General features: G+C 58.3%; 18 protein-coding genes. 10 read left to right on the top strand and 8 right to left on the bottom strand.

The window, feature by feature from the left end; all coding sequences use genetic code 11:
• The first annotated feature begins 207 nt into the window (after window positions 1-207).
• The 3 genes from RIKMI_RS0105670 (at window position 208) to RIKMI_RS0105660 (ending at window position 2,351) form a co-directional block, all read left to right on the top strand.
• Entirely contained in the window at window positions 208-1,620 is a 1,413-nt protein-coding gene (locus RIKMI_RS0105670; protein WP_027290809.1) for an ATP-binding cassette domain-containing protein, read from the top strand.
• 148 nt (window positions 1,621-1,768) lie between these two features.
• On the top strand, window positions 1,769-2,161 hold the full coding sequence (locus tag RIKMI_RS0105665; RefSeq protein ID WP_027290808.1) for a hypothetical protein: 393 nt from the start codon (window positions 1,769-1,771) through the stop codon (window positions 2,159-2,161).
• On the top strand, window positions 2,145-2,351 hold the full coding sequence (locus RIKMI_RS0105660) for a helix-turn-helix transcriptional regulator (RefSeq protein ID WP_027290807.1): 207 nt from the start codon (window positions 2,145-2,147) through the stop codon (window positions 2,349-2,351). The genes RIKMI_RS0105665 and RIKMI_RS0105660 overlap by 17 nt, the downstream gene beginning before the upstream one ends.
• Window positions 2,352-2,421: 70 nt before the next feature.
• Here RIKMI_RS0105660 and RIKMI_RS0105655 read toward each other — a convergent pair whose 3' ends face one another.
• Entirely contained in the window at window positions 2,422-4,950 is a 2,529-nt protein-coding gene (locus RIKMI_RS0105655) for an adenosylcobalamin-dependent ribonucleoside-diphosphate reductase (protein ID WP_027290806.1), read from the bottom strand.
• 247 nt (window positions 4,951-5,197) lie between these two features.
• Window positions 5,198-5,563, bottom strand: coding sequence for a dihydroneopterin aldolase (folB, locus tag RIKMI_RS0105650; protein ID WP_027290805.1), 366 nt, complete (start codon window positions 5,561-5,563; stop codon window positions 5,198-5,200).
• A gap of 288 nt (window positions 5,564-5,851) precedes the next feature.
• Here folB and RIKMI_RS0105645 point away from each other — a divergent pair, with 288 nt between their 5' ends.
• Both RIKMI_RS0105645 and RIKMI_RS0105640 read left to right on the top strand, forming a co-directional pair.
• Window positions 5,852-7,519 carry a glutamine--tRNA ligase/YqeY domain fusion protein gene (locus tag RIKMI_RS0105645; protein WP_027290804.1) on the top strand — a complete coding sequence of 556 codons (1,668 nt, stop codon included), beginning with the start codon at window positions 5,852-5,854 and terminating at the stop codon, window positions 7,517-7,519.
• A gap of 127 nt (window positions 7,520-7,646) precedes the next feature.
• The gene (locus tag RIKMI_RS0105640) at window positions 7,647-9,824 is read left to right on the top strand and encodes a protein-disulfide reductase DsbD family protein (protein ID WP_027290803.1); all 2,178 of its coding nucleotides are present in this window, start codon (window positions 7,647-7,649) and stop codon (window positions 9,822-9,824) included.
• A 379-nt stretch (window positions 9,825-10,203) separates the two neighbouring features.
• Here the strand turns inward: RIKMI_RS0105640 and radA are convergent, their stop codons facing one another.
• The 3 genes from radA to RIKMI_RS13160 form a co-directional block, all read right to left on the bottom strand.
• Window positions 10,204-11,595 (bottom strand): DNA repair protein RadA, encoded by a 1,392-nt coding sequence (gene radA, locus RIKMI_RS0105635; protein ID WP_027290802.1) that lies wholly within the window; start codon window positions 11,593-11,595, stop codon window positions 10,204-10,206.
• A gap of 77 nt (window positions 11,596-11,672) precedes the next feature.
• Window positions 11,673-12,320 (bottom strand): WbqC family protein, encoded by a 648-nt coding sequence (locus tag RIKMI_RS0105630; protein WP_169715529.1) that lies wholly within the window; start codon window positions 12,318-12,320, stop codon window positions 11,673-11,675.
• Window positions 12,321-12,333: 13 nt separating this feature from the next.
• Window positions 12,334-13,776 carry an arylsulfatase gene (locus tag RIKMI_RS13160; protein ID WP_084135192.1) on the bottom strand — a complete coding sequence of 481 codons (1,443 nt, stop codon included), beginning with the start codon at window positions 13,774-13,776 and terminating at the stop codon, window positions 12,334-12,336.
• Window positions 13,777-13,903: 127 nt separating this feature from the next.
• Here RIKMI_RS13160 and rdgB point away from each other — a divergent pair, with 127 nt between their 5' ends.
• Together rdgB and RIKMI_RS13155 are read left to right on the top strand one after the other, a co-directional pair.
• Entirely contained in the window at window positions 13,904-14,494 is a 591-nt protein-coding gene (gene rdgB / locus RIKMI_RS0105620) for an RdgB/HAM1 family non-canonical purine NTP pyrophosphatase (RefSeq protein WP_027290800.1), read from the top strand.
• A 273-nt stretch (window positions 14,495-14,767) separates the two neighbouring features.
• A complete protein-coding gene (locus tag RIKMI_RS13155) occupies window positions 14,768-17,020 on the top strand; it encodes a DUF4838 domain-containing protein (RefSeq protein ID WP_051214371.1) in 2,253 nt (750 codons plus the stop codon).
• A 232-nt stretch (window positions 17,021-17,252) separates the two neighbouring features.
• On the opposite strand, the gene RIKMI_RS0105610 is transcribed toward RIKMI_RS13155, so the two are convergent.
• Window positions 17,253-19,544, bottom strand: a complete 2,292-nt coding sequence (locus tag RIKMI_RS0105610) for a patatin-like phospholipase family protein (protein WP_027290799.1) — start codon at window positions 19,542-19,544, stop codon at window positions 17,253-17,255.
• A 62-nt stretch (window positions 19,545-19,606) separates the two neighbouring features.
• Here RIKMI_RS0105610 and RIKMI_RS13150 point away from each other — a divergent pair, with 62 nt between their 5' ends.
• The 3 genes from RIKMI_RS13150 (at window position 19,607) to RIKMI_RS0105595 (ending at window position 23,915) form a co-directional block, all read left to right on the top strand.
• A complete protein-coding gene (locus tag RIKMI_RS13150) occupies window positions 19,607-20,371 on the top strand; it encodes a peptidylprolyl isomerase (protein WP_084135312.1) in 765 nt (254 codons plus the stop codon).
• A gap of 333 nt (window positions 20,372-20,704) precedes the next feature.
• Window positions 20,705-21,739 carry a phenylalanine--tRNA ligase subunit alpha gene (pheS, locus tag RIKMI_RS0105600; RefSeq protein ID WP_027290798.1) on the top strand — a complete coding sequence of 345 codons (1,035 nt, stop codon included), beginning with the start codon at window positions 20,705-20,707 and terminating at the stop codon, window positions 21,737-21,739.
• 1,006 nt (window positions 21,740-22,745) lie between these two features.
• Window positions 22,746-23,915 carry a sensor histidine kinase gene (locus RIKMI_RS0105595; RefSeq protein WP_027290797.1) on the top strand — a complete coding sequence of 390 codons (1,170 nt, stop codon included), beginning with the start codon at window positions 22,746-22,748 and terminating at the stop codon, window positions 23,913-23,915.
• Between the two features lie 35 nt (window positions 23,916-23,950).
• On the opposite strand, the gene recO is transcribed toward RIKMI_RS0105595, so the two are convergent.
• Window positions 23,951-24,739 (bottom strand): DNA repair protein RecO, encoded by a 789-nt coding sequence (gene recO, locus RIKMI_RS0105590; RefSeq protein WP_051214367.1) that lies wholly within the window; start codon window positions 24,737-24,739, stop codon window positions 23,951-23,953.
• Between the two features lie 21 nt (window positions 24,740-24,760).
• Window positions 24,761-26,356, bottom strand: coding sequence for an aspartate:alanine exchanger family transporter (locus tag RIKMI_RS0105585; RefSeq protein ID WP_027290795.1), 1,596 nt, complete (start codon window positions 26,354-26,356; stop codon window positions 24,761-24,763).
• Window positions 26,357-26,982: the final 626 nt, after the last annotated feature.

Below are 26,982 nucleotides of genomic sequence, written 5' to 3'. Positions count from 1 at the left end.
CGGTCAGCCCGGAGCCTTCCATAGCGGAGGCCCGGTGCCGCTCGGCACACGGCCCGGTTCGCAGGCCGGCCTGCGAACCGGGCACTGCTCTCGCGGGAAGATTCCGGCCTGCTTTTGCAGGTCCGGCCGATCCGTTTCGAGGCAAATTTAAGGATAACCTCCGTCATTTTGCCTAACTTCGGGCCGTTTTTCAATCTGTCAAAAGCCATGCCGGACTCCGTCATCACCCTCGAAAACGGGCTTCTGAGCGAAGCCGCTTTCCGATTTGCCGAACCTGCCGATTTCCGGATGGAACCCGGCGAGCACATCGCCGTTACCGGACCCAACGGCAGCGGCAAAACCACGCTCGTCGAGACCCTGCTGGGCCGCCGTGCCCTGTGCGGCGGACGGCTGCGGTACGGCGTTCCCGGCGGAAACATCCGTTATATCGCTTTCCACGAGACCTACAACCGCGCCGAAGACGGCGAATATTACTACCAGCAACGCTGGAACTCCTGCGACAACGAGAACGCTCCTCGCGTCGGCGAACTGCTGGGCCTGCTGGAAAGCGATGCCGGCCTGCGGGACGAGCTGTACGACCTGCTGGCTATCCGTCCCATGCTGGACAAACCCGTCATTCTGCTTTCCAGCGGCGAACTGCGCAAATTCCAGATCGTCCGCATGCTGCTGACGCGGGCCGAAGTGCTGATCGTGGACAATCCGTTCATCGGCCTGGACACGGCGGCCCGCGGGCTGCTGAACGAACTGCTGCGGCGGCTCGCCGGCATGACCGGACTGCAACTGATCCTCGTCCTGTCGTCGGAGGAGGACATCCCGCCTTTCATTACCCATGTCTATCGGCTCGAAAACCGGAAAGTGGGGCCGAAAACTCCGAGGGCCGCCTTCCGGCCCCGACCGGTTCCGGCGCCTCCGGCGGTCGTTCTGCCTCCGGCGGAGAACGAACCGCTGCGCTGTACCGAAACGGTGCGCCTTAGGGGGGTAACGATCCGTTACGGCGACCGGACGATACTGGATTCGCTGGACTGGACGATGCGCAGCGGCGAGAAATGGGCGCTCGCCGGGCCGAACGGTTCGGGGAAATCGACCCTGCTGAGCCTGATCAGCGCCGACAATCCGCAGGCGTACGCGCAGGACATCGTCCTGTTCGGCCGTCAGCGCGGGACGGGCGAGAGCATCTGGGAGATCAAACGGCATATCGGTTACGTGAGTTCCGAAATGCACCGTTCGTTCCTGAAAGAGATTCCGGCCGTGCGGATGGTCGCTTCGGGTTACTTCGATTCGCTGGGCCTGTACGAGACGCCGACGGCGGCGCAGCTGGCTTCGGCCGGCGCCTGGCTGGAGACGTTCGGGATCGGCGGTTCGGCCGGCCGTTCTTTCCTGCGGTTGTCGAGCGGCGAACAGCGGCTGGTGCTGCTGGCCCGCGCGTTCGTGAAAGACCCCGACCTGTTGATTCTGGACGAACCGCTCAACGGGCTGGACGCGGCGAACAAAGAGCGGGTGAGGGCGATTATCGACGCTTTCTGCGCCCGGCCGGGCAAGTCGCTGATCTATGTCTCGCACTACGAAACCGACCTGCCGTCATGCATCGGCCGCCGGCTGGAACTCAGACGGAACGGCTAACGGTACAACGGTTTCGGGTTGTGAGACGCCTTGCCTGAAGATACGGTTGTAATCGTCTGTTTCATAGAAAAATCGGACGGGTTGTTGCAAAGCCGAGGAATGTCAAATACATTTGACATTCGATAAACCGCTAAATTGTCGGCTCGCTATGAAAGACTATCACTATCTGTTCATCTTGCCCAACTGCTTCAAGGCGGTAGGGTTAATTATTGCGGCAGTCGCGGCAATCGCTTCGGTTGTATTGGACATGAATCCGCTCATGCCCCGAACCTTGCTTTCAGTATTTATTCTGGGCTTGTTGTTATTCGTTCTGGCCAAGGAGAAGCGCGAGGATGAGATGATTGTCCGTGCCAGGTACGTATCCGTGATGCATGCGTTGGTGGTCGGGGTTTTCATTGCCATTGTCCTGCCTCCGCTTATGCTTTGGATGAAATCTCCCTTGGCGGTGGGTGTGCAGGAGCTTGCGTTGGCGGTTCTGTGTATTTATATCGTTAATTTTTATTGGTTTCTAATACAATCGAAACGTGAAAAATGCGATTAAGACTGAGCGGGCCAGGAGCCATATGACTCAACAGGAACTTGCGGACAAAGCGGGTGTTTCGCGTCAAACGATCAACTACATTGAGACGCAACGTTACGTCCCCTCGGTTATTGTCGCGTTGAAGATTGCGGCGGTTTTCGGGCAGAGGCTGGAGAGTCTCTTCTTTTTGGAACATGAGGATTGGGAGTAATTGAAACCGCATGAAACAAAAAGTCCGGACGACGACCGTCCGGACTTTATAGATTAGCGCCGCGGAAAGGCTAACCGCATTTGGAGTGCCCGCAGTTGGTGCAGACCAGGCAGCCCTCCTGGTAAACCAGGCTCTCTTGTCCGCATTCCGGGCATTTCTTGCCGCCCTTGGGCTTCGTCCCGTTCGGGATATATTTGTGCAGCGCGCGCGCCACCCCGTTTTTCCACGTATTGATCGTGTCGCTGTCCAGCCGTAGCGACGAAACGAGGTTCACCACGTCGATCGGAGGCATACCCGTGCGCAGCACGCCCGAAATCAGCTTCGCATAGTTCCAGAGTTCTTTGTCGAACAAGCGCGAGATGCCCCCTACGGTATTCACATACCCGTACTTGTCCTTGTATTGGAAATCGTAACGTTTGACGCCGTCCTTTTCGATCACCTTGATGATATTGCCTTTCTTGACGGTTTTCGGGAAGTAGAGCGCGTCTTCGTCCACCTTACCGGTAAAAATCTCGTACGGCTTGTGGTTGTAGAGGCCGACGAACGCGATCCAGTCTTCCGCGCCGTTTTTGAACCGGATGACATCCGCTTCGAGCGATACGGGACGACTGGTTGGAACCCCCTCCTCCTCTTTCTTCTTGTCTTTCTTGACCAGCACGCCGGCGCGGCTGCCGTCGCGATAGACCGTCACTCCCTTGCAGCCCGACTTCCAGGCCGTCTTATAGACTTCGTCCACGAGCGCTTCGGTCACGTCGTTCGGCAGGTTCACCGTCACCGAAATCGAGTGGTCCACCCACTTCTGCATGGCCCCCTGCATCTTGACCTTGGCTACCCAGTCGATGTCGTTCGATGTGGCGTTGTGGTACGGCGATTCGGCGACCAGCTTGTCCACCTCCTTGTCCGACAATTTTTTGATCTGTTCGTCGGTCAGCCCTTTGTTCACTTTGATCCACGTCAGGAAGTGATGGTGATAGACATTATATTCCTCCCACGAATCGCCCACGTCGTCCACGAAAGTGATATTCACGTTCTTGTCGCTCGGATTGACCTTGCGGCGGCGTTTATAGACCGGCAGGAACACCGGCTCGATGCCGCTCGTGGTCTGGGTCATCAGCGAAGTGGTCCCGGTCGGGGCGATGGTCAGCATCGCCACGTTGCGGCGCCCCTGTTTCACCATCAGGTCGTAGAGTTTCGGATCGGCCTCCTTGATGCGCAGGATCATCGGATTCCGTTCTTCGCGTTTGGGGTCGTACATCTCGAACGCGCCGCGTTCGCCGGCCATTTCCACCGACGCGCGGTAAGCCTCGACAGCCAGCGTCTTTTGAAGGTCCGCGGCGAATTCGATCGCCTCGTCCGATCCGTAGCGCAGGCCCAGGGCGGCCAGCATGTCGCCCTCGGCGGTGATTCCCAGCCCGGTACGGCGCCCCATCAGAGCTTTGCGGCGGATTTTCTCCCACAGTTCGCGTTCTACGCGGCGGATATCCTTGTCTTCCGGGTCTTTGTCGATTTTACTGATGATGGCCTCGACTTTCTCCAGTTCGATGTCGATGATGTCGTCCATCATGCGCATCGCCTTGCGCACATGCTTCTTGAACTTGGCCGTGTCGAATTTCGCCTCTTTCGTGAAAGGCTTGTCCACATAGCTGTACAGGTTCAGCGCCAGCAGGCGGCAGCTGTCGTACGGGCAGAGCGGAATTTCGCCGCACGGGTTGGTCGAAACGGTGCGGAAACCGAGGTCGGCATAGCAGTCCGGCACCGATTCGCGGATGATGGTATCCCAGAACAGGACGCCCGGCTCGGCCGATTTCCAGGCGTTGTGCACGATCTTTTTCCAAAGCGCCGCCGCATCGATCTCGCCCGATACCATCGGTTTGTCGCCCGTGATCGGAAATTGCTGTTTGTACGGTTTGCCGTCGATGGCCGCCTGCATGAACTCGTCGTCCACCTTGATCGAAACGTTGGCTCCGGTGACTTTGCCCTGTTCGAGCTTGGCGTCGATAAAGCGTTCGGCGTCGGGATGCTTGATCGAGAGCGAGAGCATCAACGCCCCGCGCCGGCCGTCCTGGGCCACTTCGCGCGTGGAGTTGGAGTACCGTTCCATGAACGGCACGATACCCGTGCTGGTGAGCGCGGAGTTGAGCACGGGACTTCCCGTCGGCCGGATGTGCGAGAGGTCGTGCCCCACGCCGCCGCGCCGTTTCATCAGCTGCACCTGCTCCTCGTCGATACGGATGATGCCGCCGTAGGAGTCGGCCGGTTTTTCGTGCCCGATCACGAAACAGTTCGAGATCGAGGCGATCTGCAAGTCGTTTCCGATCCCGGTCATCGGGCCGCCCTGCGGCACGGCGTACCGGAATCCGTCGAGCAGTTCGCGGATTTCGGCCTTGGTCATCGGGTTCGGGTACTTCTTCTCGATCCGCTCCAGCTCGGAGGCGATGCGCTCGTGCATCTGGTCGGGCGAACATTCGTAGATTTTACCGAAAGAGTCCTTCAGCGCATACTTGGTGACCCATACGGTAGCCGCAAGCTCGTCGCCCTTGAAGTAGTCGCGGGCGCCGGCCACGGCCTCTTCATAGGTGTATTGTTTGAGTTCCTGCATGGTGTATTTAAACTATATATTTTCGATATTGTATGCAAAGATAGCCCCTTTTCCGGAGCCGGGGCCGCTTGCCCGAAAAACTTATTAACATTTAGTTAATACATTGTATTTATGAGCGTTGCCGGATGCGCTGCGACTTTTATCCGAAACCGGGCAATGATTCCTCTCAACCGGCCGGCGCCGCTGGGCCGATAGCGGAAAATCGCCGCCGAACAGGTTCGGTATACTACCGGATTGCCTGAAATAGTTACCTGTTTTGCCATTCGGTCGAGACGCTGACTTTCTCCACCGGACCGCCCAGCGGGGGAGCCATTTTGGAGACCTTCAGCCGCAGGGACGATATGGCGGGGAAACGTTCCCGGAGCGTCTCCGCGATGCGTCGCGAGACGTGTTCCAGCAGGTGAGACGGAATCTCCATCTGTTCGCGGACGCACTGGTATACGTCGAGGTAGCTGACGGTCGTTTCGAGTTCGTCGGTCAGGGCCGCCCGTTCGCCGTCCACGTCGAAAGAGAGGTCTACGCGGAAACGGTTGCCGACGACCTGTTCTTCTTCATAGTGGCCGTGGAAGGCGTAGAATTCCATGTTTTCCAGTTCGATGGTCGTTTTTTTCATTTCTCGGTCGTTTTTCGATTGCAAAGCTACGGCTTTTGTTTGCATTGTGCCGGAGGGAACCGTTCTCTTTTTGAAAAAAGAGGCCCCAGAGGGGCTTTCCGGGCTGTAACTACCCCGGTCCGGGCGTGTCTGGCCTCCGGCCCGCAAAACCCGCCCCCGGCGGATTCCGGATGCGTTAGCATCCGCGAAAGTCTTTTGCGGAGCTTTTCTGAAGAAAAGCGACAGTTCGGTGCGGGTACATACATATAAAAAGCCGTATATTTGTACGATATATAAAAACTTAAACGTATGGAAAGCCCCGAAAAGCTGAACTTCATAGAAGAGATCATCGAAAAATCCATCGCCGACGGCGAACCGCGGGTACACACCCGCTTCCCGCCGGAACCCAACGGTTACCTGCATATCGGGCACGCCAAGTCCATCTGCCTCAATTTCGGTCTGGCTAAGAAATACGGCGGGAAATGCAACCTCCGTTTCGACGATACCAATCCCGTCAAGGAAGACGTGGAATATGTCGATTCGATCAAGGAAGACATCCGGTGGCTCGGTTTCGAGTGGGCCGAAGAACATTACGCCTCGGATTATTTCGAACAGCTTTACGAATGGGCCGTGGAACTCATCCGGAAAGGTCTCGCCTATGTGGACGACCAGACGCAGGAAGAGATCCGCATCGGCCGCGGGACCGTTACCCGGCCCGGCGTGAACAGCCCGTGGCGCGACCGCAGCGTGGAAGAGAACCTGCGCCTGTTCGCCGAAATGCGCGAAGGCAAATACAAGGACGGCGAAAAAGTGCTGCGGGCCAAAATCGACATGGCCCACCCGAACATGCTCCTGCGCGACCCGCTGATGTACCGCATCATCCACTCGCACCACCACCGCACGGGCGACAAATGGTGCATCTACCCGATGTACGACTACGCCCACGGCGAGAGCGATTCCATCGAGAAGATAACGCACTCCGTCTGCACCCTCGAATTCGACGTGCACCGGCCGCTCTACGACTGGTTTATCGAAAAACTCGGTATTTTCCCCAGCCGCCAGTATGAATTCGCGCGGCTGAACCTGACTTACACAGTGATGAGCAAGCGCAAGCTGCTCCAGTTGGTCAAAGAGGGCTACGTCAGCGGCTGGGACGACCCGCGGATGCCTACCATCAGCGGTCTGCGGCGACGGGGTTACACGCCGGAATCGATCCGCATGTTCGCCGAAAAGGTAGGCGTCGCCAAACGCGACAACATCATCGACCTGGGGCTGCTCGAATGGTGCGTGCGCGAAGACCTGAATAAGACCGCCCTGCGGCGCATGGCCGTGCTCAATCCTCTGAAAGTGGTCATCGCCAACTACCCCGAAGGGCAGACCGAGTATGTCGAATGCGTCAATAATCCCGAAGATCCCGAAGCCGGGCGGCGCAAAGTGCCGTTCAGCCGCGAAGTCTATATCGAGCGCGACGACTTTATGGAAGAACCGCCGAAGAAATTCTTCCGCCTGCGGCCGGGCGGCGAAGTGCGCCTGCGCTACGGCTATATCATCCGGTGCGACGAAGTGATTAAAGACGCATCGGGCGAGGTCGTCGAACTGCGTTGTACCTACGACCCGCTTTCGCTGGGCGGCGGTTCGTCCGACGGACGCAAGGTCAAGGGCATCATCCACTGGGTGTCGGCCCCGCACGCCGTACCGGCGGAGGTGATGCTGTTCGACCGCCTGTTCGCCGCCGAGAATCCGGACGAAACGGCCGAAGGCGGCACGTTCCTCGACAACCTGAACCCCGATTCGCTGAAAACGGTGCGTGCGTGGTGCGAACCGGCCCTGGGCGAAGCGCAACCCGGCGAAAAGTTCCAGTTCGAACGGCTGGGTTACTTCTGCGCCGACACCGCCCCCTCTTCGGCGGGCTGCGTGCCGGTGTTCAACCGAACGGCGACCCTCAAAGACTCGTGGGCCAAAATCGCAGCGAAATAAAAACTGCTGCCCGACGCTCGTCCGAACGGTTAAAACTTAAGACCCGCGCCAGCGGGGAGCGCCGTGCAGAACGACCGGCCCGAATATCCCCGCGCCTTACCTTGTTTCACATACACTAAGTAACATTATGAAATTCAGAAATCTGATCGCCTCCCTGCTGCTGGGTATCTTCGGCACGGCGACCGCTGCGGCGCAGGTCGAAAACCCGGTGAGCTGGAAGTTCTCCGCTTCGGGACAACAGGCGGAAATAACCGCCACGATCAGCGGCGAGTGGCATATGTACGACATGGGCCCCTACGACGGAGGGCCGAACGCCACGACTTTCACGTTCGAACTGCCGGAGGGCGTAACCCTCGACGGCGGGATCGTCCAGGTAACCCGGCCGACTCGCGTGCAGGACGAGATCTTCGGCATGGAGATCGGCTACTTCGCCAAATCCGCCCGGTTCGTGCAGAAATTCAACGTTTCGCCGCAGCTCGCCGCCGCCGGGAAACCCATCGCGATCAAAGGGAATGTCGAGTGGCAGGCCTGCGACGACCAAAGCTGCCTGCCGCCGACCGATGAAGACTTTACGGTGACGATCGTCCCGACGGCGACCGCCGCCGAGACCGCACCGGTCGCCGACACTCCCGCAACGACCGGTAATGCCGATCCGAACGCTCCGGCCACCCCGGATCCGACGGGACGGATGGTGAACGACGACGCGATGGCGGTAACCCCCGATTCGTCCGCAGCCGTAACGACAGCCGCTCCGGCCGCACCCGGCGAGGCATCGTTCGAAGGCTTGCAGCAGAACGAAAACAAGAGCTTCTGGAGCATCATCATCGAAGCCATCCTGTGGGGATTCGCGGCTCTGCTGACCCCGTGCGTCTTCCCGATGGTACCGATGACCGTCAGCTTCTTCATGAAAGGGAGCGACAACAAGGCCAAAGGGCGCATGATGGCCTCGTTTTACGGGATTTCCATCGTAGCCCTTTATACACTGCCCATCGCGGCCATTATCCTCATCACCTACTTCGTGGGCGGGGATTCGGTAACGGCTGATATTTTCAACTGGCTGGCCACGCACTGGCTGCCCAACGTGCTTTTCTTCCTGATATTCATGATTTTCGCCGCTTCGTTCTTCGGAGCGTTCGAGATCACGATGCCCTCGAAACTGGTCAATAAGAGCGATTCGAAGGCCGACAAGGGCGGTCTGGTCGGGGTCTTCTTCATGGCCCTGACCCTTGTGCTGGTGTCGTTCTCCTGCACTGGGCCGATCGTGGGAACAGTCCTGGTGAAATCGACCCAGGGGGCCATCTGGGAGCCGATCTTCACGATGCTGGCTTTCTCGGCGGCTTTCGCGCTGCCGTTCACCATTTTCGCCTTTTTCCCGTCGCTGCTCAGGAATCTGCCCAAATCCGGAGGCTGGCTCAACTCGGTCAAAGTGGTGCTGGGCTTCATCGAACTGGCCCTGGGGCTGAAATTCCTCTCGGTGGCCGACCAGACTTACCACTGGGGGCTGCTCGACCGAGAGGTCTATATCGCGCTGTGGGTGGTGATCTTCACCCTGCTCGGTTTCTACCTGCTGGGCAAAATCAAGTTCGCGCACGACAGCGACACGAAATACGTGAGCGTGAAACGGCTGTTCCTGTCGATCGTCACCTTCGCGTTCGTGGTCTATCTGATTCCGGGCATGTTCGGCGCACCGCTCAAGGCGCTGAGCGGCTACCTGCCGCCGCTCTCCACGATGGACTTCAATCTTTCCGCATCTTCAGCGGATGGTGTGTCTGGATCCGGCGCAGGTGCCGTGTCGTCGCTCGACCGTTCGAAAATCGAAGGCGGCGCGCCCAAGTACAGCGATTTCCTCCATCTGCCGCACGGCCTGGAAGGTTTCTTCGACTACGAGCAGGGGATGGAATACGCCAAGGCGGTGGGCAAGCCGGTGTTCCTCGATTTCACGGGCCACGGCTGCGTGAACTGCCGCGAAATGGAGGCGAACGTATGGAGCGATGCGACGGTGCAGAAACTGCTGCGGGACAACTACGTCATCGTCGCGCTGTATGTGGACGACAAGAAACAGCTGCCCGAAGAGGAGTGGGTGACCACGCCGGACGGCAAGGTGCGCAAGACGCTGGGCAAAATCAACGCGTCGTTCCAGATCGAACGGTTCGGGATCAACGCGCAGCCGTACTACGTGCTGTTGGACAACGAGGGGCGGCCGCTGGTGACGCCGCGGTCGTACGACCTGAATGTGAACGGTTTCATCAATTTCCTGGAGTCGGGCCTGAAAGCCTACGAAGCCCTGCCCCGGTCGGCCAGATAACGAACCTGCCCGACCGTTACAGTTCCGGCTTTTCCCGAATACCGAAGGCGTCCCGCAAAGGACGCCTTTTCCTTTTTCCGAACAGAAGACGATCCCGGGCACAGACAGCTATATTCCATAGGAATTACCCCGGTTTATGCCCATGCCTGATTCTCGACGCCCCGATTATGTACATGGGAACTACCGGTAGTTTTGGCCGATGGTTTTTCGGCCCGCGCCGCCCCCTCGATTGGTGCGGAGTCCCGGCCCTGCGGTGCCGCCCGGCACCGCAGGGCCGATCAGGGAGAACTACGCCAAGGCCGGGAAGACGATGACTCTAAACAATTGTCTCCCACAGTCATAGCGGGAATCCTCTCCTTTCGGTTTTCGCTGTTCGTCTTTACGGGCGATTGCCGAACACCCGCCGGGCCAGCTCGTCCACCCGGTTCACATAGATGATTTCGATCCCTTTTGGCGCATGGTTCAGCGCTTTGCGGGCGTAGCCCGAAACCACGACGGTCCTGAATCCCAACCGGGCCGCCTCCGAAACGCGTTGTTCCGTCCGCGACGCCGGACGCACTTCGCCCGACAGCCCGACCTCGCCTGCGAAACAGATGTCCGGGTCGAGGGCGATGTCCAGCCCCGACGAGATGATCGCCGCGATAATGGCCAGATCCAGCCCCGTGTCGGCCGCCCGGAAACCGCCCGCGAGGTTCAGGAACACGTCTTTGGTCCCCAATTTGAATCCCAGCCGTTTTTCGAGCACCGCCAGCAGCATGTTGAGCCGTTTGTAATCCACGCCGGTGGCCGACCGCTGCGGCGTGCCGTAGGCCGACGTGCTCACCAGCGCCTGCGTTTCGAGCAGGAAAGGCCGCACGCCTTCGATCGTCGCCCCGATGGCGATGCCGCTGAGCGGCTCGTCGTAATGCGAGACCAGTATCTCCGACGGATTGTCCACCTCGCGCAAACCGTCGTTCAGCATTTCGAACACCCCGATCTCGTTCGTGGCCCCGAAACGGTTCTTGATGCTGCGCAGGATACGGTAAGCGTTGTTGCTGTCGCCTTCGAACTGGAGCACCACGTCCACGATATGTTCCAGGATTTTCGGCCCCGCGATGGAACCTTCCTTGGTGATGTGCCCGATCATCAGCACGGGCACCCGCGTCTCTTTGGCGTATTTGAGCAGCATGGCGGCGCACTCGCGTACCTGGCTGACGCTGCCCGGCGAGGATTCGACCCGTTCGGAATACAGCGTCTGGATAGAGTCGATCACCACCAGTTCCGGTGCGGTTTCGGTCAGCTGCGTGATGATATTTTCGAGCGAAGTCTCGCTCAGCAGCAGGCATTGCTCGTTGCTCACGCCGATGCGGTCGGCCCGCATTTTGATCTGTTCGGGACTCTCTTCGCCCGACACGTAAAGGATCGGCGTATCGGCCATCCGCACGGCGATTTGCAGGGCGAGGGTCGATTTTCCGATACCGGGTTCGCCGCCCAGCAGCACGAGCGATCCGGGCACCAGTCCGCCGCCGAGCACACGGTTCGCTTCGTGGTTGAGCAGGTCGATGCGTTGCAGGGCGCTGCGTTCGACCCGGTGCACCGGTATGGGGCGGTTGCGTTCGCCGGAGGAGGCCGAAGCGCTGAAGAAGTTGTTGGTCGTCAGGGGGCTGCTCTTGGCGGCGACGATCTCTTCGGTATAGGTGTTCCAGGCTCCGCAGGCGGGGCATTTGCCGACCCACTTGGGGGATTCGTTGCCGCAGGCGGTACAGAAATAGCTTTTTTTCAGTTTTGCCATAAAACGGGTGTTCTTGTTAAGCGCCACATCTTCAGGGGTGCTCGCGAAGGGCGCACACGGGGGAGGTCGAGGGGGGATTATTCCCGTGCCGCGACGCTCTCCCGAATGATCCGCCCCGCGCCGGGGCCTTCGCAGAAAAGCAGATCGACGGCCGAAAGGTTCGGCGCGAAAGGGATGCGGTCGGCGAAGACCTGGTAATATTCCGGAGCCGAGAACGTCGGGTCGGGCCTTTTCAGCCGCGGTTTGTGCGAGATCACCTCCCGGAAGTCGCCCGCCCGTACCGCTTCGTCCGGCGGCACGGGCGGCCGGTAGGCTTCCGTGAACCGCAGCGTGTCCGGCAGGCCGAACAACTCCAGCAGCAACCGCGTCAGCGCTTCGTTCAGTTGCCACAATGTCTGCGGCCGGTACGCGCTGTCGTAGAAGGGCGCCAGCTTTTCGGCGTAGTGGTCGAAATAGGGGGCCGCCGAATAGGCGGCCTGCAAAGTCCGCCAATGTTCCCGCTGCCAGGGCAGTTTGTAATCGATCCGCACCGCGCGGATCGGCATCTTGGCCCGGTGGTCCCACTCCACCGGCACGCTCAGGGTGCGTACCCCGGCCGCCGTCATCACTTCGGCCCGGTTGCGGTAGGTCTGCTTCTGGAAATTTTCGTACGCTTCGATCCTCGCCCCCGCCGCCAGCTTGCCGAAATACTGTATGTTGCCTAAATAAGCGGTCGTAACCAACACAGTCTGCAACGGTTTAGAAGTTCCAGGCCGAATTTTCCGACACGGTGCGCGAACGGTCCATGATCGCTTTCAGTTCGGTGACTTTGCCCGGGTATTTCGATGCCACGTCGCGCAGCTCCTTCGGGTCGCGCGAGAGGTTGTAAAGTTCGTATTTCACCTTCGACGGGTCTTTCGAAAGTTGTTTGGCATTCAGCCGGATCAGTTTCCAATTGTCGCGGATCACGGCCTGTTTGCCTCCCTCCTCGTGGAATTCGAAATAGAGGTAGTCGTGTTTCGGCTGTTCGCCCTCTCCCGTCCATTCCGGCAGCATCGAGATGCCGTCCACGCCTTCCGGCACGTCGGCCCCGACGATGTCGCACACGGTAGGGAGAAAGTCCCAGAACGCCGACACATGATAGCTCACGCTGCCCGGCTCGATATGACCCGGCCATGCTACGATGAACGGCGTGCGGATGCCCCCTTCGTACATGTCGCGTTTGGTGCCGCGGAACAAGGCGCTGCTGTTGAAATAGTTGGGGTCGTGGCCGCCTTCGACGTGGGTGCCGTTGTCCGAGCTGAAGATGAAAATCGTGTTTTCCAGCTGTCCCGTTTCGCGCAGTTTGGCCGTCAGCCGTCCGACGTTGTCGTCGATGCGTTTCACCATGGCGGCGAAAGCGGCCCGCGGCTGCGGTTGTGCGCCGTACCAGCCCCCTTCGAACGGCGTTTCGAGGAATTTGCCTTCGAAGGGCTTCATCTCCTCTTCGGGCAGCACCAGTTCGGCATGGGGCAGGGTGGTGGCGAATTCGAGGAAGAACGGCTTGCCGGCGGCGACGCTACGGTCTATGAAAGCCAGCGCTTTCTGCGTGGTCAGCTCGTCGGAATACTGCGTGCCGTCCAGTTCGATTTTCGTACCGTTTTCGTAAAGTTTCTTCGGATAATAGTGATGCGCATCGACCTGCGCCTGATGGCCGAAAAAGTAGTCGAAGCCCTGGTTTCCTACCCCTCCTTCTTCCGGATACCCGCCGAGGCCCCATTTGCCGGTGATGCCGGTGGCGTAGCCTTTCGAACGAAGAATCTCGGCCACGGTCGTCTCTTCGGCCGGCAGCGAATAGTCGTAGACGGTGCCGTCTTCCAGCGTGCGGCTGTCGTTGCCGCGCACACCCGCATGGCCGGTGTGTTTGCCGGTGAGCAGCACGGCGCGGCTGGGGGCCGAAACGGTGGAGCCGGAGTAGTGTTGCATGAATTGCATGCCGGCGCGGGCCAGCGAGTCGATATTCGGGGTCGGAATGGTCCGTTGGCCGTAGGCGCCGATGTCGCCGATACCGAGGTCGTCGGTCAGCACGAATACGATGTTCGGGAGATTTCGGGCTGCGGTATCGACCGGCGCGGGAGCGGCTTTCCGGCCTTTGCCGGCCGCGGAGAGGGGCAGGGCGGCCGCCACTGCCGTCAGGGCGGCCCATTCTGGAATGTGTTTCATGAAGATCCGGATTGTTTTTAATCCGCAAGATAACGAATTTGTGAGAACATCGGGACGGTCGGGGGCGTTTTGGCGACGATCGCGTCTCTTTTTCACTAACTTTGTCCGAAATCCATACCGAGAGCATATGAAAATCGTTTTCGCCACGGGCAACCGCAATAAGCTGAAAGAGATACAGGCACTGATCGGCAGCCGCGCCGAACTTTCGACGCCGGCCGACCACGGCATTACGGAGGATATTCCGGAAGACCGCCCCACGCTGGAGGGAAATGCGTTGCAAAAGGCGCGTTATATCTATGAAAAGACAGGTTTGAATTGTTTCGCGGACGATACGGGGCTGGAGGTGGAGGCACTGGACGGCGAACCGGGCGTTTATTCGGCGCGTTACGCGGCGGTGAACGGCGCGGGAGAGGGACATTCGTCGGCGGACAACATGGCGCTGCTGCTGGAACGCCTCCGGGGCGCGGCGAACCGCCGGGCACGGTTCCGAACGGTCATCGCGCTGATCCTGGAGGGCAGGGAGTATCTTTTCGAAGGGATCGTGAACGGCGAAATCACCGAGGAACGCAGCGGAGCGGAGGGGTTCGGCTACGATCCGGTGTTCCGTCCGGACGGCTATGCCGAAACGTTCGCCGAAATGCCGCTGGAACTGAAAAACAGCATCAGCCACCGGGGACGGGCCACGGCGAAACTGATCGAATTCCTGTCGGCTTTGTAAAAAAGCGCGGCCGGCGGAGAGACAGCCGGCGGTCCGTTTTCTGCGGCTTTACGCCGCTTGATAAATCCGGCTTTATGGAATAACCGGCGCAGCGGGTAATCGGACTTCGCCCCGAATGATGGCCCGCATCCCCTCCCGACGGCCGGTCACCTTTCGGCGCGGCGCGAAAGGGGGCTTCTTCTACCGTTATCCCCGATTGGATAAAACCGCATATATTGACCCCGGCGTATGGATACGCTTACCCGAATAATTAACCTAAACCGACCCGAACCGATGAAAACCTTTTCCGTCCTGTTGGGGGCAGCATTGCTGCTCTGTTCGTGCGGCGGCACGATCCGCCTGGCCGACCGCGGCCGCAGCGACTACCGCATCGTGGTGGCTTCCGACGCCGACAGCCTCACGCGGCTGGCGGCAGAACGTTTCCGAACTTATTTCCTTCGTATTTCGCAGGCCGATTTGCCGGTGGTGACCGATGCCGAGGCGGCCGTGCCCCGCGAAATCGTTTTCGGCCCGACGAACCGGACAGCCGGGGATACGTTCGAAACGGAGACGCTCGGCGCGGACGGTTTCGTGATTTACACCGACGGCCCGGCGCTTCATGTGACGGGAAACACCTCCCGCGGAACGCTGAACGGCATGTACACCCTGTTGGAAAATTACCTCGGCTGCCGGAAATATTCGGCCGAAGCGGAGGTGATTCCGCAACGGGAAGAGGTGGCCCTGCCGGGACGCATCTACGACCGTCAGGTACCGGTCATCGTTTTCCGGGACGTCCATTACCGCGGTACGAACGACCAGGGCTACATCGACTGGCACAAACTGAGTCACGACACGACGGGCGGAAAACCCGACTGGGGTTTCTGGTGCCACAGTTTCGGCCAGTTGCTTCCGGCCGACGAATATTTCGGTACCCATCCGGAATACTTCGCGCTGGTGGGCGGCAGCCGGGCCGCGACGCAGCCCTGTCTGTCGAATCCGGCGGTGCTGGAAATCGTGTGCGACAACCTGGCCGCAGCGATGGCCGAAAAACCGGAGGCCCGTTACTGGTCGGTCAGCACGAACGATAACTTCGGCTACTGCCAGTGTCCGCTGTGCGCCGAGGTCGATTCGATCGAGGGTTCGGCGACCGGTTCCGTGATCCGTTTCGTCAATCAAGTAGCCGAACGGTTCCCCGACAAGGTGATCTCGACGCTGGCCTACCAATATACCCGTGCTGCGCCGAAGGTGACCCGGCCGCTGGAAAATGTCAATATCATGTTCTGCAACATCGAGTGCAACCGCAGCCAGCCGATCGCCACGGATTCGACCAGCGCCTCGTTCCGCCGCGACATGGAGGAGTGGGCCGCTCTGACGGACAATATCCTGGTCTGGGACTATGTGATCCAGTTCAAAAACCTGGTCAGTCCGTTCCCGAATTTCCACACTTTGCAGCCGAATATCCGTTATTTCGTGGATAACCATGTGGTGGCGATGTTCGAACAGGGGAACCGCGAGGTAGGCGGCGAGTTCGCCGACCTGCGTGCCTATCTGGTCTCCAAACTGATGTGGAATCCGGCGGCCGATGCCGACTCGCTGATGAACGATTTTCTGGACGGTTATTACGGTCCTGCGGGAGGCCATATCAAGGAATACATCGACCGGATTACCGATAACCTGATTCGGAGCGGGAAACCGCTTTCGATTTTCGGCGCTCCGACAGACGGGGCGGACAGTTACCTCTCGCCCGAAAATCTGGCGGTTTACGAAGCGTGTTTCGACCGTGCCGAGGCTGCGGTCGCAGACCGGCCGGAGTATCTGAAGCGGGTGCGGATCGCCCGCCAGCCGCTGCGCTACGCGGAGCTGGAGCAGACGAAGCTCGACCCCTACGGGCCGCACGGTATCTATGTGAAGGCTGAGGACGGGACGTGGAAAACCAATCCGGAGTACACGAAAAAACTGGAGGATTTCGTAGCCCTGTGCAAAGAGGAGGGGGTTACCCGGCTGTCGGAATGGCACACTACGCCGGACGAGTATCTGGAGATGATGAGCCGAATCTCGGTCGTGCGGCAGGAGGGCAACCTGAGCTTCGAGAAGCCGGTGACGCTCTCCCCGGCGCCTCACCCGAAGTACGGACGGGATGCGGACAAGATTCTGACGAACGGCATCCGCGGCAGCAACGATTACAAGATCCAGTGGCTGGGCTGGGACGTGCCGCGTTTCGAAGCGGTTGTGGACCTCGGTTCGGAACAGGAGATCGCACGGGTGACGGCGACCTATTTCCAGGCGCTTACGGACTGGATTTTCTTCCCGAAACAGGTTACGTTCTATGTCTCGGCGGACGGAAAAGATTATGTGCAGACGGGCATGGAGGCGCAGCCGGAGGTGAATCGGGCCGTGGCGGTAGGTTCCCGCGCGTTTTCGAGTGCGGTGGGGCGTAAGGCCCGTTATGTCAAGGTGGTAACGGACGGAGTGGGGACGTGTCCGCCGTGGCATCTGGGGGCGGGAGGCAAGGCGTTCGCCTTTATGGACGAAATCGTCGTGGAATAGATTCGGAAGGGAATGCCTGCTGCGGCGGCCTCGCTGGGGTTTTCGCCGAGTATAACAGCCTTGAGCTGAGTGAAAGGTAAATTCGTCGGTTGGCCGGCGGCATACCGTGAATGGTATGCCGCCGGTCATGTTTCCGGCCTCGTGCGGTTGACTCCGCACGGGTGTCGAGGAGGTAGCCGCTTTTTACAAAAAGCGGCAGCGCGGTGCGGGTAGCGAGAAACGAACGGTTACGTTAGAACCGGCGGGAAGAGAAGAGCGTGTAGCCGAAATTGAAGACTACCTGCCAGTCCGATCTGCCTGAACTGAACTTGTTGAGCGTCAGCGATGCCGGCCCGATGAACGTCTGGTAGACCAGCGATCCCCCGAATACGAACTGCGTGCGTCTGCGCAGCCGGTTCCAGATGTCCCCCTGCCAGCCGTGATCGTAGACCACCTCCTGCGGGACGAACGCGTAGGCGTACGATTTCAGGTAGAAATTATTGATGATGTTGAACACCGGGATCACGCCCGCCGCGGCATACGACCGCGACCGGAATTCCGGCATGAACATCGTCCGCATCAGCGGGATCGGCTGAAAGGCCGGCAACGACATCGCCGTCGCTAACGGATTGTCGAAATCCGGATGGTTCGTCACCGTCGCCTCTCCCAGGAAACCGAATGTGAACCACTTCGAAACAGGCAGGTACCGCTCGTACCGGTACCGTACTTCGAACCAGTTCCGGTTCCGTGTCCTGAACATAGGCGAAGCCCCGGCCAGCGTTCCCGGGTAATAACTTTCCAACCCTTCCGTGAACCGCACCTGAAGGATATGCTCCGTTCCCAGGTTCGGGTAAAGCGTATAGTTCAGGGATTGTTTCTGTACTTCGGCCGACAGGCTGGCATACGTGAAACTGCTGCGGTCCGGCTTGTCGGCCGAGGTGAACTGGCTTCGGAAATAATAATCGTCCGTCACTCCCAGCGTCAGGCGGCCGCGGAACGCGGCGTTTTCCAGCACCGGGATCGCGATCGAAGAGGTCAGCGTGTTTTCGTTCCGGGTCCGGTAACGCCAGTCCTTGCCCCGGTAATACCGGTTCATGTGGTTGGCCTGGTAGTCGTAGTTGTCGTACGTGTAGCTGTAATCGACATAGAACGGAAAATTCGTATAGATGTCGTGGCGCCCGCCGACCTTTACCGAATTGTAGAACGTTCCGAAAAAGCCCTGCACCGCATAGGTCGATACGTTGCGCCCTACGGTGCGGTAGCTGAGCGCCGCGTAGCCCTGGTTCAGCGCGGTGGACGAAATGTTGCCGCCCAGCGAGAATTGCATGCTCGCCTGGGTGTGCATGGTCAGTTTCAGGCGGAAAAAGCCCGTCTCCGGGTTGTAGGTCACCTCCGGAAATTCGCCGGTGAATACTCCCCCGGCCAATACCTGCATATATTTCCGTTCGAAATATTCCATGTCGAACAACTGCCTCGGCTTGAGTCCCAGCTGGCGGTAAACGTATGCCGTCTGCTTCGGGGTCAGCCCTTCGACGTCGATCTGTTCGAAGACCAGCGGTTCGATCTTCTTTTTGAAGGCTTCCCGTTTGGCCGTTATCTCGTCGTCGGAGACGCGCCGGGCGATGCGCTCCCTGATAAGGGGCATCTGCCGCATGGCGTCTTCGTATCCCCGGGCGATGATATAGCTGGCCTTGTCGTAGTCCAGCACCCCGACTTCCTTGAATCTGCGCCGGATTTCCACGTCGAGGCTGTCCGGCAGTTCGTAGTCCGTTTTGCTGGTGGCCATTACGCTGACTTGCTGTACGATGTTGTCGGCCGAAGGGTTTTCGTAGTTCGATGCGCAGATGCCTCCGATCAGGATGTCGGGACGGAACGCGGTGTCGAGCGGCTGCCAGGGGAAATTGTCGTACAGGCCGCCGTCGAACAACACGACGGTATCCTGCGTGAGGGGCTTGAAAACCAGCGGGATCGTCATCGAGGCCCGGATGGCGAACGGCAGGCTTCCGCGGTCGAATACGACCGTCTCTTTGTTGTAAACGTCCGAAGCGTTGCAGCGGAAAGGCACCATCAGGCTGTCGAAGTCGTTTCCCGCGGCGGCCGAAGCCGGAAAAAGCATCCGCACGAAGGCCAGGTCGAGCTGGTAGGGCGAGACGATGTTGGTCGGGAGCTGTATGGCCGACGATTTGACCGCTTTGGGGTCGATTTTGACCGAAACCATGGTCGGGGACGGTTCGAATTTCTTGAAATAGTAATTGTTGTCCAGGTCCGAGCTTTTGGCCGACAGCCAGTGCTGCACGGTATCCGTGATGAAGAACCGGATCATTTCGTCGGGCGAGTATCCGGCCGCATACATGCCCGCCACGATGGCACCCATCGAGGCTCCGGAGACGTAGTCGATCGGTATGTTGTTTTCTTCCAGTGCCTTGAGAATACCGACGTGGTAGAGGCCCTTGGCCCCGCCGCCGCTGAAGACGACGCCCACACGCTGCCCCCGTGCGCCGCCGGCCAGCAGAAGAATCAGCATAAGTGTGAGAATTCGCTTCATGGTTGCCTGCATTTTGCCCGAAATTTAATAAATTTGCTTTTTAAAAATCATATTCCGTGCCGATGGTAGAACAAAACGTGAAATTAGGACAAAAAATCCGCTGTTTGCTTGCTGCGGTATCTTGTTGTTTGCTGGCTTTGCCCGGGACGGCCAAAAAGAAGACGCTCGTTGCGGGGCAGGGGGCTCATTACGAGGTGGCGATGAAAACTTCGGAAGGGAGTATCCGTTTCCGGCTTTTCAACGATACGCCGAAGCACAGGGATAATTTCGTCAAACTGGCGGAACGCGGCTTCTACGACAATGTGCTGTTCCACCGCGTGATCCGCGATTTCATGATCCAGGCGGGCGATCCGGAGAGCGTCGAGGCTTCGCAGGTGAAGGTGTACGGCAATGCGGATGCGGGCTATAAGCTCGACGCGGAGATCGTGCCGCGTTATTACCATAAGCGGGGGGCGGTGGCTGCGGCGCGTGAGGGCGACGAGGCGAATCCGTCGCGGCAGTCGTCGAGTTCGCAGTTCTATATCGTGACGGGCCGGGTGCAGAACGACAGTACGCTGACGGCGGCCCGGAACAAGATCGCGGAACGGGCGGCGGATCCGGAGGGGGCACAGATTACGGCCGAACGCGAAAAGGTGTACCGCACGGTGGGCGGAGCACCTCATCTGGATGGCAGCTACACGATTTTCGGCGAAGTGGTGTCGGGCATGGGAACGGTAATGAAAATTTCGAAACTTCCGACGGATTCGCAGGACCGGCCCAAAGGGGAGGATGTCTATATCAAAAATGTGAAAATCAAAACGGTCAAAGACCGCAAACGCGATAAATAATTCCGTTCGTTTATCCGTACATTGCGGGTAGAGTCCACTGTTCTTTCTTTGAAAAGAAAGAACCAAAGAAACTTTCGAGCAGGTTTGCAGCGCCTCAGTTTGTCGATGCCCCTTTGCACTGTGTTTTTTGTTTTGTAAGGACAGGGGGCATTCATGCAAATACAGAAACAGCCCCCTGTCCTTACAAAACAAATCGTCAAAGGATAAGTCATCCGACAGGCTCAGGAGATGCACTAGCATCTCAAAAAGTTTTTCTGGTTCTCTTTGTTCACAAAGAGAACAGTCGCCTCAAACCTAAACAGTGCGAATAAACGAAGGATTTAATATACGATGATGATACAGAAGATAGAAGCATTGCTGGCCGAAGTGGAATCTTTTGCGCCGAAGACCCTCGCCGAAGTAGAGGAATTCCGTATTCGGCTTTTGGGAAAGAAAGGGACCGTTACGGCCTTGTTCGAAGAATTCAAAGCCGCCCCGTCCGATCAGAAAAAATCGTTGGGTCAGGCGATGAACCGTCTCAAGACAGCGGCGATAGATAAAGTCAACGAACTGAAAGCGAAGCTCGAAGAGCTGGCATTCGCTTCGGTGGACGCCTCTTCGCTGGCCTTGGACATGACCCGTCCTGCCGGAGCCGACAAAGTGGGGACCCGTCATCCGATCTCGTTGGTGCGCAACCAGATTCTGGACATTTTCCAGCGTATCGGTTTCGTACCCGCCGAAGGCCCCGAGATCGAAGACGACTGGCACGTGTTCACCGCCCTGAACTTCCCGCCGGAACACCCCGCCCGGGATATGCAGGATACATTCTTCATAGAAAAAGACCCCGATATCCTGTTACGGACCCATACGTCGTCGATTCAAGTGCGGGTGATGCAGACCCAGAAACCTCCGATCCGGGTGATCTGCCCGGGCCGCGTATTCCGTAACGAAGCGATTTCCTACCGTGCGCACTGCATCTTCCACCAGGCCGAGGGGCTGTATATCGACGACAACGTTTCTTTCGCCGACCTCAAGCAGACCATTCTCTATTTCGCGAAAGAGATGTTCGGCGAGAAATCGGAAATCCGGATGCGGCCTTCGTATTTCCCGTTCACAGAGCCTTCTACGGAAGTGGACGTATCGTGCAACCTGTGCGGAGGCAAAGGGTGTCCGGTTTGTAAATATACGGGGTGGCTCGAAATCATGGGCGCCGGAATGGTGGACCCCAATGTGCTGGAGGCATGCGGAATCGACAGCCGCAAATATACGGGTTTCGCGTTCGGTATGGGAGTCGAACGGATCGCGATGCTGAAATACGGGGTCAAGGACTTGCGCCTCTATTTCGAAAACGACCTGCGCTTCCTCCGCCAGTTCACTCCGGTATTCTGAAATAGAGGTCCGGCTAACATGGGCAACGGTTCGGGAAATCATACGATTAAATAGAGTGGCCGGAGCCACCCCCGGCGTAGGCCTCCTATTTAAACTTAGGTTTAATAGTCATGTCTTTCGCCGACGGGCGTTTGTTCTTTTCTGTCCGCTTATGCCGCAGGGCTTCGGCTGTGCCGGACGCCTCATGCCGGCGGGCACTTACTTTTTTACTTGCGGTTTCCTCCTGGCGCCTCGGCCATTCGTGCACCCGACGCTGCCGGTGAGAGCAGTGCAAGCCGGCTTAAGCACTGCCGAACGGCGAGGAGGAAGGCGAAGCCAACCCCGACGGCTCTCGGCTGCTGCGTCGGTTGCGCGACCAAAAGTAAGCAAAGAAGTTGCCGGGAATGCGATTCCCCGTTCCCGACTCACGTCGGCCCGGAAAATCGCACATTCCCGGGCCAGCAATCTCTGCTCGACTTCAACATCAATTGTAAGAAGCCGGAAAAAGTATTTATTTAAGCCTACGATTTTTATTAATGCGATTCTTCAGAATCGCCGGCTTTCGCGCCCAAGCCGCTTTGCGGCTTCGGGGGGTGGGCGCAAAGCCGATAAATGAGGTATTTTAACCGTACGATTAAATAGGATGGCCGGAGCCAGCGGGGCCGCAACAAGCACCGCGCAGTTGCAGGCCTACGCCGGGGATGGCTCCGGCCTGACATCCAGAGACCTTTATATAAAATCGTACGATTTAACAGGCAGGGCAATAATTTGCGATCTTTAGGTCGCGCGGGCCGCAGTCTATGGCCCTGTAACAAAGAAACGCAGGATTAAATTGCGCCGCTGTTCCGGTTGATTGCCTTTGGATACAGGCCGGGGCGGCAGATGCGGGAGTGCCTGTTCGGGATTCGGTAGCGCATAGCGGAGACAGTCATGCCGGATCAATACCCGGCGGACGAGGCGGTGAAAGCCCGTCGGTTTTGCGCCGGGGGCAACTTGCGGGAATAATCATATAACTCGTTTCATCAGGATGCGTAAATTTTCGATCGGGTATCACGGGAAGATGCTTTTTATCATCGTCGGGTTCGCCATCGGCGTGACCTCGCTCGTCTATTCCAACTACCTCGTCGGGAAACTGCGCGACAAAGAACGGCACGAGATACACCTGTGGTCGTTCGCCGTCGGCGAGACCGTCAAGGCAGCCAGCAGCGGCAACCGGCATCAGGCCGAGATACTCGCCCGCATCATCGATTTTTCCGAAGACATCCCCGTTATCGTCTGCGACGATAACCTGCGCGTCATTCAGAACCGCTTGATCGATCCCGCCGTCATGGCCGATCCCGAACAATTGGCCGACAAGCTCGAAAGCATGCGTTCCGGCGGTCGCGACCCGATCGAAATCCCCACCGCACAAGGGAGCATTATCCGCGTCTTTTACGACGAATCGCCGTTGCTCAAGTCCCTGCAATATTTTCCCTGGGTACAACTCAGCGTATTCGCCGTGTTCATCGGTTTCGCCTTTATCGCTTTCCGTTCCTCCAAACACAGCGAGCAGAACCGCGTCTGGATCGGGATGGCCAAAGAGACCGCCCACCAGCTCGGCACCCCCACCAGCTCCCTGCTGGGCTGGCTCGAATACCTGCGGAGCCAGGAAGGAGTCGAACCGTTCGTGGTGGACGAGATGAACAAAGACCTGACGCGCCTGCTGAAGGTCGTGGACCGCTTTTCGAAGATCGGCGCCACGACCAACCTGGCGCCGAGGAATATCTACGAACTGGTCGCCGGTGCCGTATCTTATTTCCGGACACGGATTCCGAAAAACGTGACGTTGAATTTCGCGCAGTGCACCTCCGAACCGATGCAGGGGATGGTCAATGACGCGCTGTTCGAATGGGTGGTGGAGAACCTGCTCAAGAACGCGCTGGATGCCTTGCAGGGCCGGGGGGCGATCATCGTCCAGCTCTCCCTGCGCGACGACAAATGGATATGCATCGACGTGCGGGATACGGGCAAAGGGATGCCGAAAGCCAACTTCAAACGTATTTTCCAGCCGGGTTTCACTACCAAGACGCGAGGCTGGGGGCTGGGGCTGTCGCTCAGCAAACGGATCGTGGAGGAGTATCACCACGGGCGTATTTTCGTGCTCGATTCGGAGATCGACAAGGGGACGACCATGCGGATCATGGTACGCAAACTGTAACTCTCCGGCGGAAGAGGCCGGCAGACGATTTCCGGTCAAAAAATTTCGGAAAGGATACGCAGGGAATTGACGTTATAGATCGCGTCGGTATGGAAACCGTAGAGGTCGGTCAGTCTTTCCAGCATCGACACGCGTTGCTCGCGTGCGAGGCCTATGGCGGACAGTGCGTCCGCGGTACAGCCGTTGAGGGTATGGAACAGGGTGGCTTCGGCCGGAGGCATGACCAGCGTATGGGCGGGAGGGGTCGCCGTATAGATACCGTTGCGATAGTCCAGCGAGCGGCCGGGTTCGTAGTTGTCCCGGGGGGCGTAGCCCATGTATTCCGTGAGTCGAACCAGGAACCAGAGGTGGAAGTTGGCGACGCCTTCGCCCATACCGTCCAGTTCGGCGACGGATTCTTCGACGAAACGGTATAATCCGGGATCGGGCTCTCCTTCTTTAATCAGTCGGTAAAGCAGTTCCGAGAGGAACAGGGCGATGGTGCTCTTGACGATGTTGAACGGCATGTCGGAGAGGCAGAAGGCCATCTGGGGTTGGTCGATATTGTGCAGCTCGCCTCGTCCGGCCCATGCGTCGAAGTCGAGGATGAACAGGGGCTGGTAGAGCCCGCGGCCGCTGTTGCCGGCGCTGATTTTGGCGATGTAACTGCGACGGCCGTACGGTGCGGTGAAAATATGGACGATGAGTTTCCGCTCGCCGTATTTCATGGAGTGCAGTACGATACCTCTGGCTTTATACCGACCGCGGGGCGTGGCTGCTTTCTGCCCTTTGCGGGGAGGAGCGGCCGCGGGCACGCCGGCCGGAAATGCACTGTAATCTGACATTGCGTTCTGCCGTTCGTTCGTTTATCCGATGACCATGGAAACGATTTGGATACAGATAATCAGCAACACCATCGCCACCGGATAGACCGTCGCATAGGCTACGCTCACCGCGCTGCTGTCCGACATCGAATCCGCCGCCGCCAGTCCCGGCGTGCTCGTCATCCCCCCTGTCAGCGTTCCCAGCAGATCCAATATATTGACCCGGAAAAAATACCGTGTTACCAGCGTAGCCACCACCATCGGCAGCAACGTAATAAAAAATCCGCCGATAAAGAGCGACCAGCCGCTGTCCATAAACGTAGCGACCAGTCCCCGACCCGCCGCCGTCCCTACATTGGCCAGGAACAGCAGCAGTCCTAACTGGCGCAGCAACTGGTTCGCCGAACCGGACATCGTCCAGATCACCGGTCCCGTTTTCCCGACCGCGCTCAGGACCAACGCCGTCAGCAATACCCCTCCCGTCAGACCGAACGAGAATGTGAAACTGTTGGAAAAAGAGAGCGATATTTTTCCCACGATCACCCCCAGGGCGATACCCAGCGCAATAGGCAGGAAATCCGTATCCGAAATCCGTTTGCCCTCGTTGCCGATTAGCCGGAGCACTTCGTCCATCGTATCCTTGCTCCCCACCAGCGTCAGTTTGTCTCCGAATTTGAGCGCCAGCGACGGCGACGGCGAAAGGTCGATTCCCGCCCGGCGGACCCGCGTCACCACGCAATGGAAATTCTGTTGCAGGTTCAGGCTGCCCAGCGTCCGGTTCACCAACGCTTTCGCTGTCACCAGCCCGGTCTGCAATTCGACGTTGTCGCCGAAAGGCAGTTCGCCCTCCAGCCGTTCGCCGACGAACTCCCGCACTTTATCGTGCGACAGCGGCGTCCCCACCGCTTTCAGCAGGTCGCCCTCCTGCAATACCGTATGCGCTTTCGGCAGGATCGACTCTTCGCCCCGCTGGATACGGGAAATCACGGCTCCGGTATGGAGGCGCAGCTTGATGTCCTGCAATTCGCGCCCGACAATCAACGGATTGGTCACGCGGTACGCGTGGGCCACAATATCCGGATAGAGTTCTTTCTGGTCTGCCGCCAGCTTAGCCTCCTCGTCCTTTATGTTGATCTTCAGGAGGCGGGGCAGAAGTTTCACGAACAGGATCACGCCGATTACGCCGAACGGATAGGCGATACCGTAGGATATGGCGGCATTGTCTCCGGTGATTTCGCGGGCGGTGGCCAGACCGGGTGTACTGGTCAGGGCCCCGGCGAGCAGGCCGGCGGTATCGGAAGCGTCCAGATCGAAGATATATTTCACGGCCAGTGCGGTCACGGCGGCGGTCAGCACCAACACGGAGGCGATGCCGGCCAGGGTCTTGCCTTTGCTCTTGAAGGTGCTGAAAAAGCCTGGACCGGCCTGTATTCCGATAGCGAAAATGAACAGGGTCATTCCGAAGTTTCCCAGCTCGGCGGGCACTACGATGCCGAAATGTCCGAACAGCAATGCCACGAAGATCACGGCGGATACGTCGAGGGTGATCCCTTTGATGCTGATACGCCCGACGATAAATCCGAGGGCGATGATCACGAAAAGAACGAAAATGGTGGAGCTGAGCAGGGAGCTGATCATCGGTTGGCTATTTTCCGCAAAGATAGGCATTTTCCCCGTTTCCGCCCGAAACCTCTATCCTGCTCCGTGATAACGTTCGTTTGTCCGGCAGAGTACTGTTCTTTTTAACATCGCGGCGCTCGTTTTGTCTCCGGATTGCCTGAGGGTTTTCTCTTTGCGTCTCGGTCATGAACAGAGGGGATCGGAAAGCCGGCGGAGCCGTCCGACTCCCGAATCGGCCCGTAGCTGTTCTGACGGCCGGGATACTAAAGAAGAAAGCGGGGCAGGATTTTCTGGGATGCTGTTGCATTTCCCGAACTTGCCGGGGATCTTTCCTTTGACGATTTATTCTGTAATGGATAGGGGGCCATGCAACAACATTTAAAGCTCTTTATTCAGAAGAAAGCAAGTTGCACGACTTACCCTCTCTTTTTTCTGGCATATTATTGAGGATGTCCGACTGGGGTACAAAAAAGAGCGTTGAGTTCGTATAAACTCAACGCTCTTCTTAATTCTCTTATTCTCTTATTCTCTTATTCTCTTATTCTCTTATTCTCTTATTCTCTTATTCTCTTATTCTCTTATTCTCTTATTCTCTTATTCTCTTATAGGGGGCGCCGTAAATACTATCTATCCCCCCCGCCGTC

Source organism: Rikenella microfusus DSM 15922, from assembly GCF_000427365.1.
GTDB classification, from domain to species: domain Bacteria; phylum Bacteroidota; class Bacteroidia; order Bacteroidales; family Rikenellaceae; genus Rikenella; species Rikenella microfusus.
The sequence above is the reverse complement of the archived record's forward strand: the minus strand, read 5'-3'. Positions and strand labels throughout refer to the sequence as shown.

What these genes read in the sequence shown, in the direction of transcription:
- RIKMI_RS0105665 (WP_027290808.1), top strand. Translation starts at nt 1,769, where the DNA reads ATGAAAGACTATCACTATCTGTTCATCTTGCCCAACTGCTTCAAGGCG.
- RIKMI_RS0105595 (WP_027290797.1), top strand. Translation starts at nt 22,746, where the DNA reads ATGCGTAAATTTTCGATCGGGTATCACGGGAAGATGCTTTTTATCATC.
- RIKMI_RS13160 (WP_084135192.1), bottom strand. Translation starts at nt 13,776, where the DNA reads ATGAAACACATTCCAGAATGGGCCGCCCTGACGGCAGTGGCGGCCGCC.
- RIKMI_RS13150 (WP_084135312.1), top strand. Translation starts at nt 19,607, where the DNA reads ATGGTAGAACAAAACGTGAAATTAGGACAAAAAATCCGCTGTTTGCTT.
- RIKMI_RS0105585 (WP_027290795.1), bottom strand. Translation starts at nt 26,356, where the DNA reads ATGATCAGCTCCCTGCTCAGCTCCACCATTTTCGTTCTTTTCGTGATC.
- RIKMI_RS0105645 (WP_027290804.1), top strand. Translation starts at nt 5,852, where the DNA reads ATGGAAAGCCCCGAAAAGCTGAACTTCATAGAAGAGATCATCGAAAAA.
- RIKMI_RS13155 (WP_051214371.1), top strand. Translation starts at nt 14,768, where the DNA reads ATGAAAACCTTTTCCGTCCTGTTGGGGGCAGCATTGCTGCTCTGTTCG.
- folB (WP_027290805.1), bottom strand. Translation starts at nt 5,563, where the DNA reads ATGAAAAAAACGACCATCGAACTGGAAAACATGGAATTCTACGCCTTC.
- recO (WP_051214367.1), bottom strand. Translation starts at nt 24,739, where the DNA reads ATGTCAGATTACAGTGCATTTCCGGCCGGCGTGCCCGCGGCCGCTCCT.
- rdgB (WP_027290800.1), top strand. Translation starts at nt 13,904, where the DNA reads ATGAAAATCGTTTTCGCCACGGGCAACCGCAATAAGCTGAAAGAGATA.
- pheS (WP_027290798.1), top strand. Translation starts at nt 20,705, where the DNA reads ATGATACAGAAGATAGAAGCATTGCTGGCCGAAGTGGAATCTTTTGCG.
- RIKMI_RS0105640 (WP_027290803.1), top strand. Translation starts at nt 7,647, where the DNA reads ATGAAATTCAGAAATCTGATCGCCTCCCTGCTGCTGGGTATCTTCGGC.
- RIKMI_RS0105670 (WP_027290809.1), top strand. Translation starts at nt 208, where the DNA reads ATGCCGGACTCCGTCATCACCCTCGAAAACGGGCTTCTGAGCGAAGCC.
- RIKMI_RS0105655 (WP_027290806.1), bottom strand. Translation starts at nt 4,950, where the DNA reads ATGCAGGAACTCAAACAATACACCTATGAAGAGGCCGTGGCCGGCGCC.
- radA (WP_027290802.1), bottom strand. Translation starts at nt 11,595, where the DNA reads ATGGCAAAACTGAAAAAAAGCTATTTCTGTACCGCCTGCGGCAACGAA.
- RIKMI_RS0105610 (WP_027290799.1), bottom strand. Translation starts at nt 19,544, where the DNA reads ATGAAGCGAATTCTCACACTTATGCTGATTCTTCTGCTGGCCGGCGGC.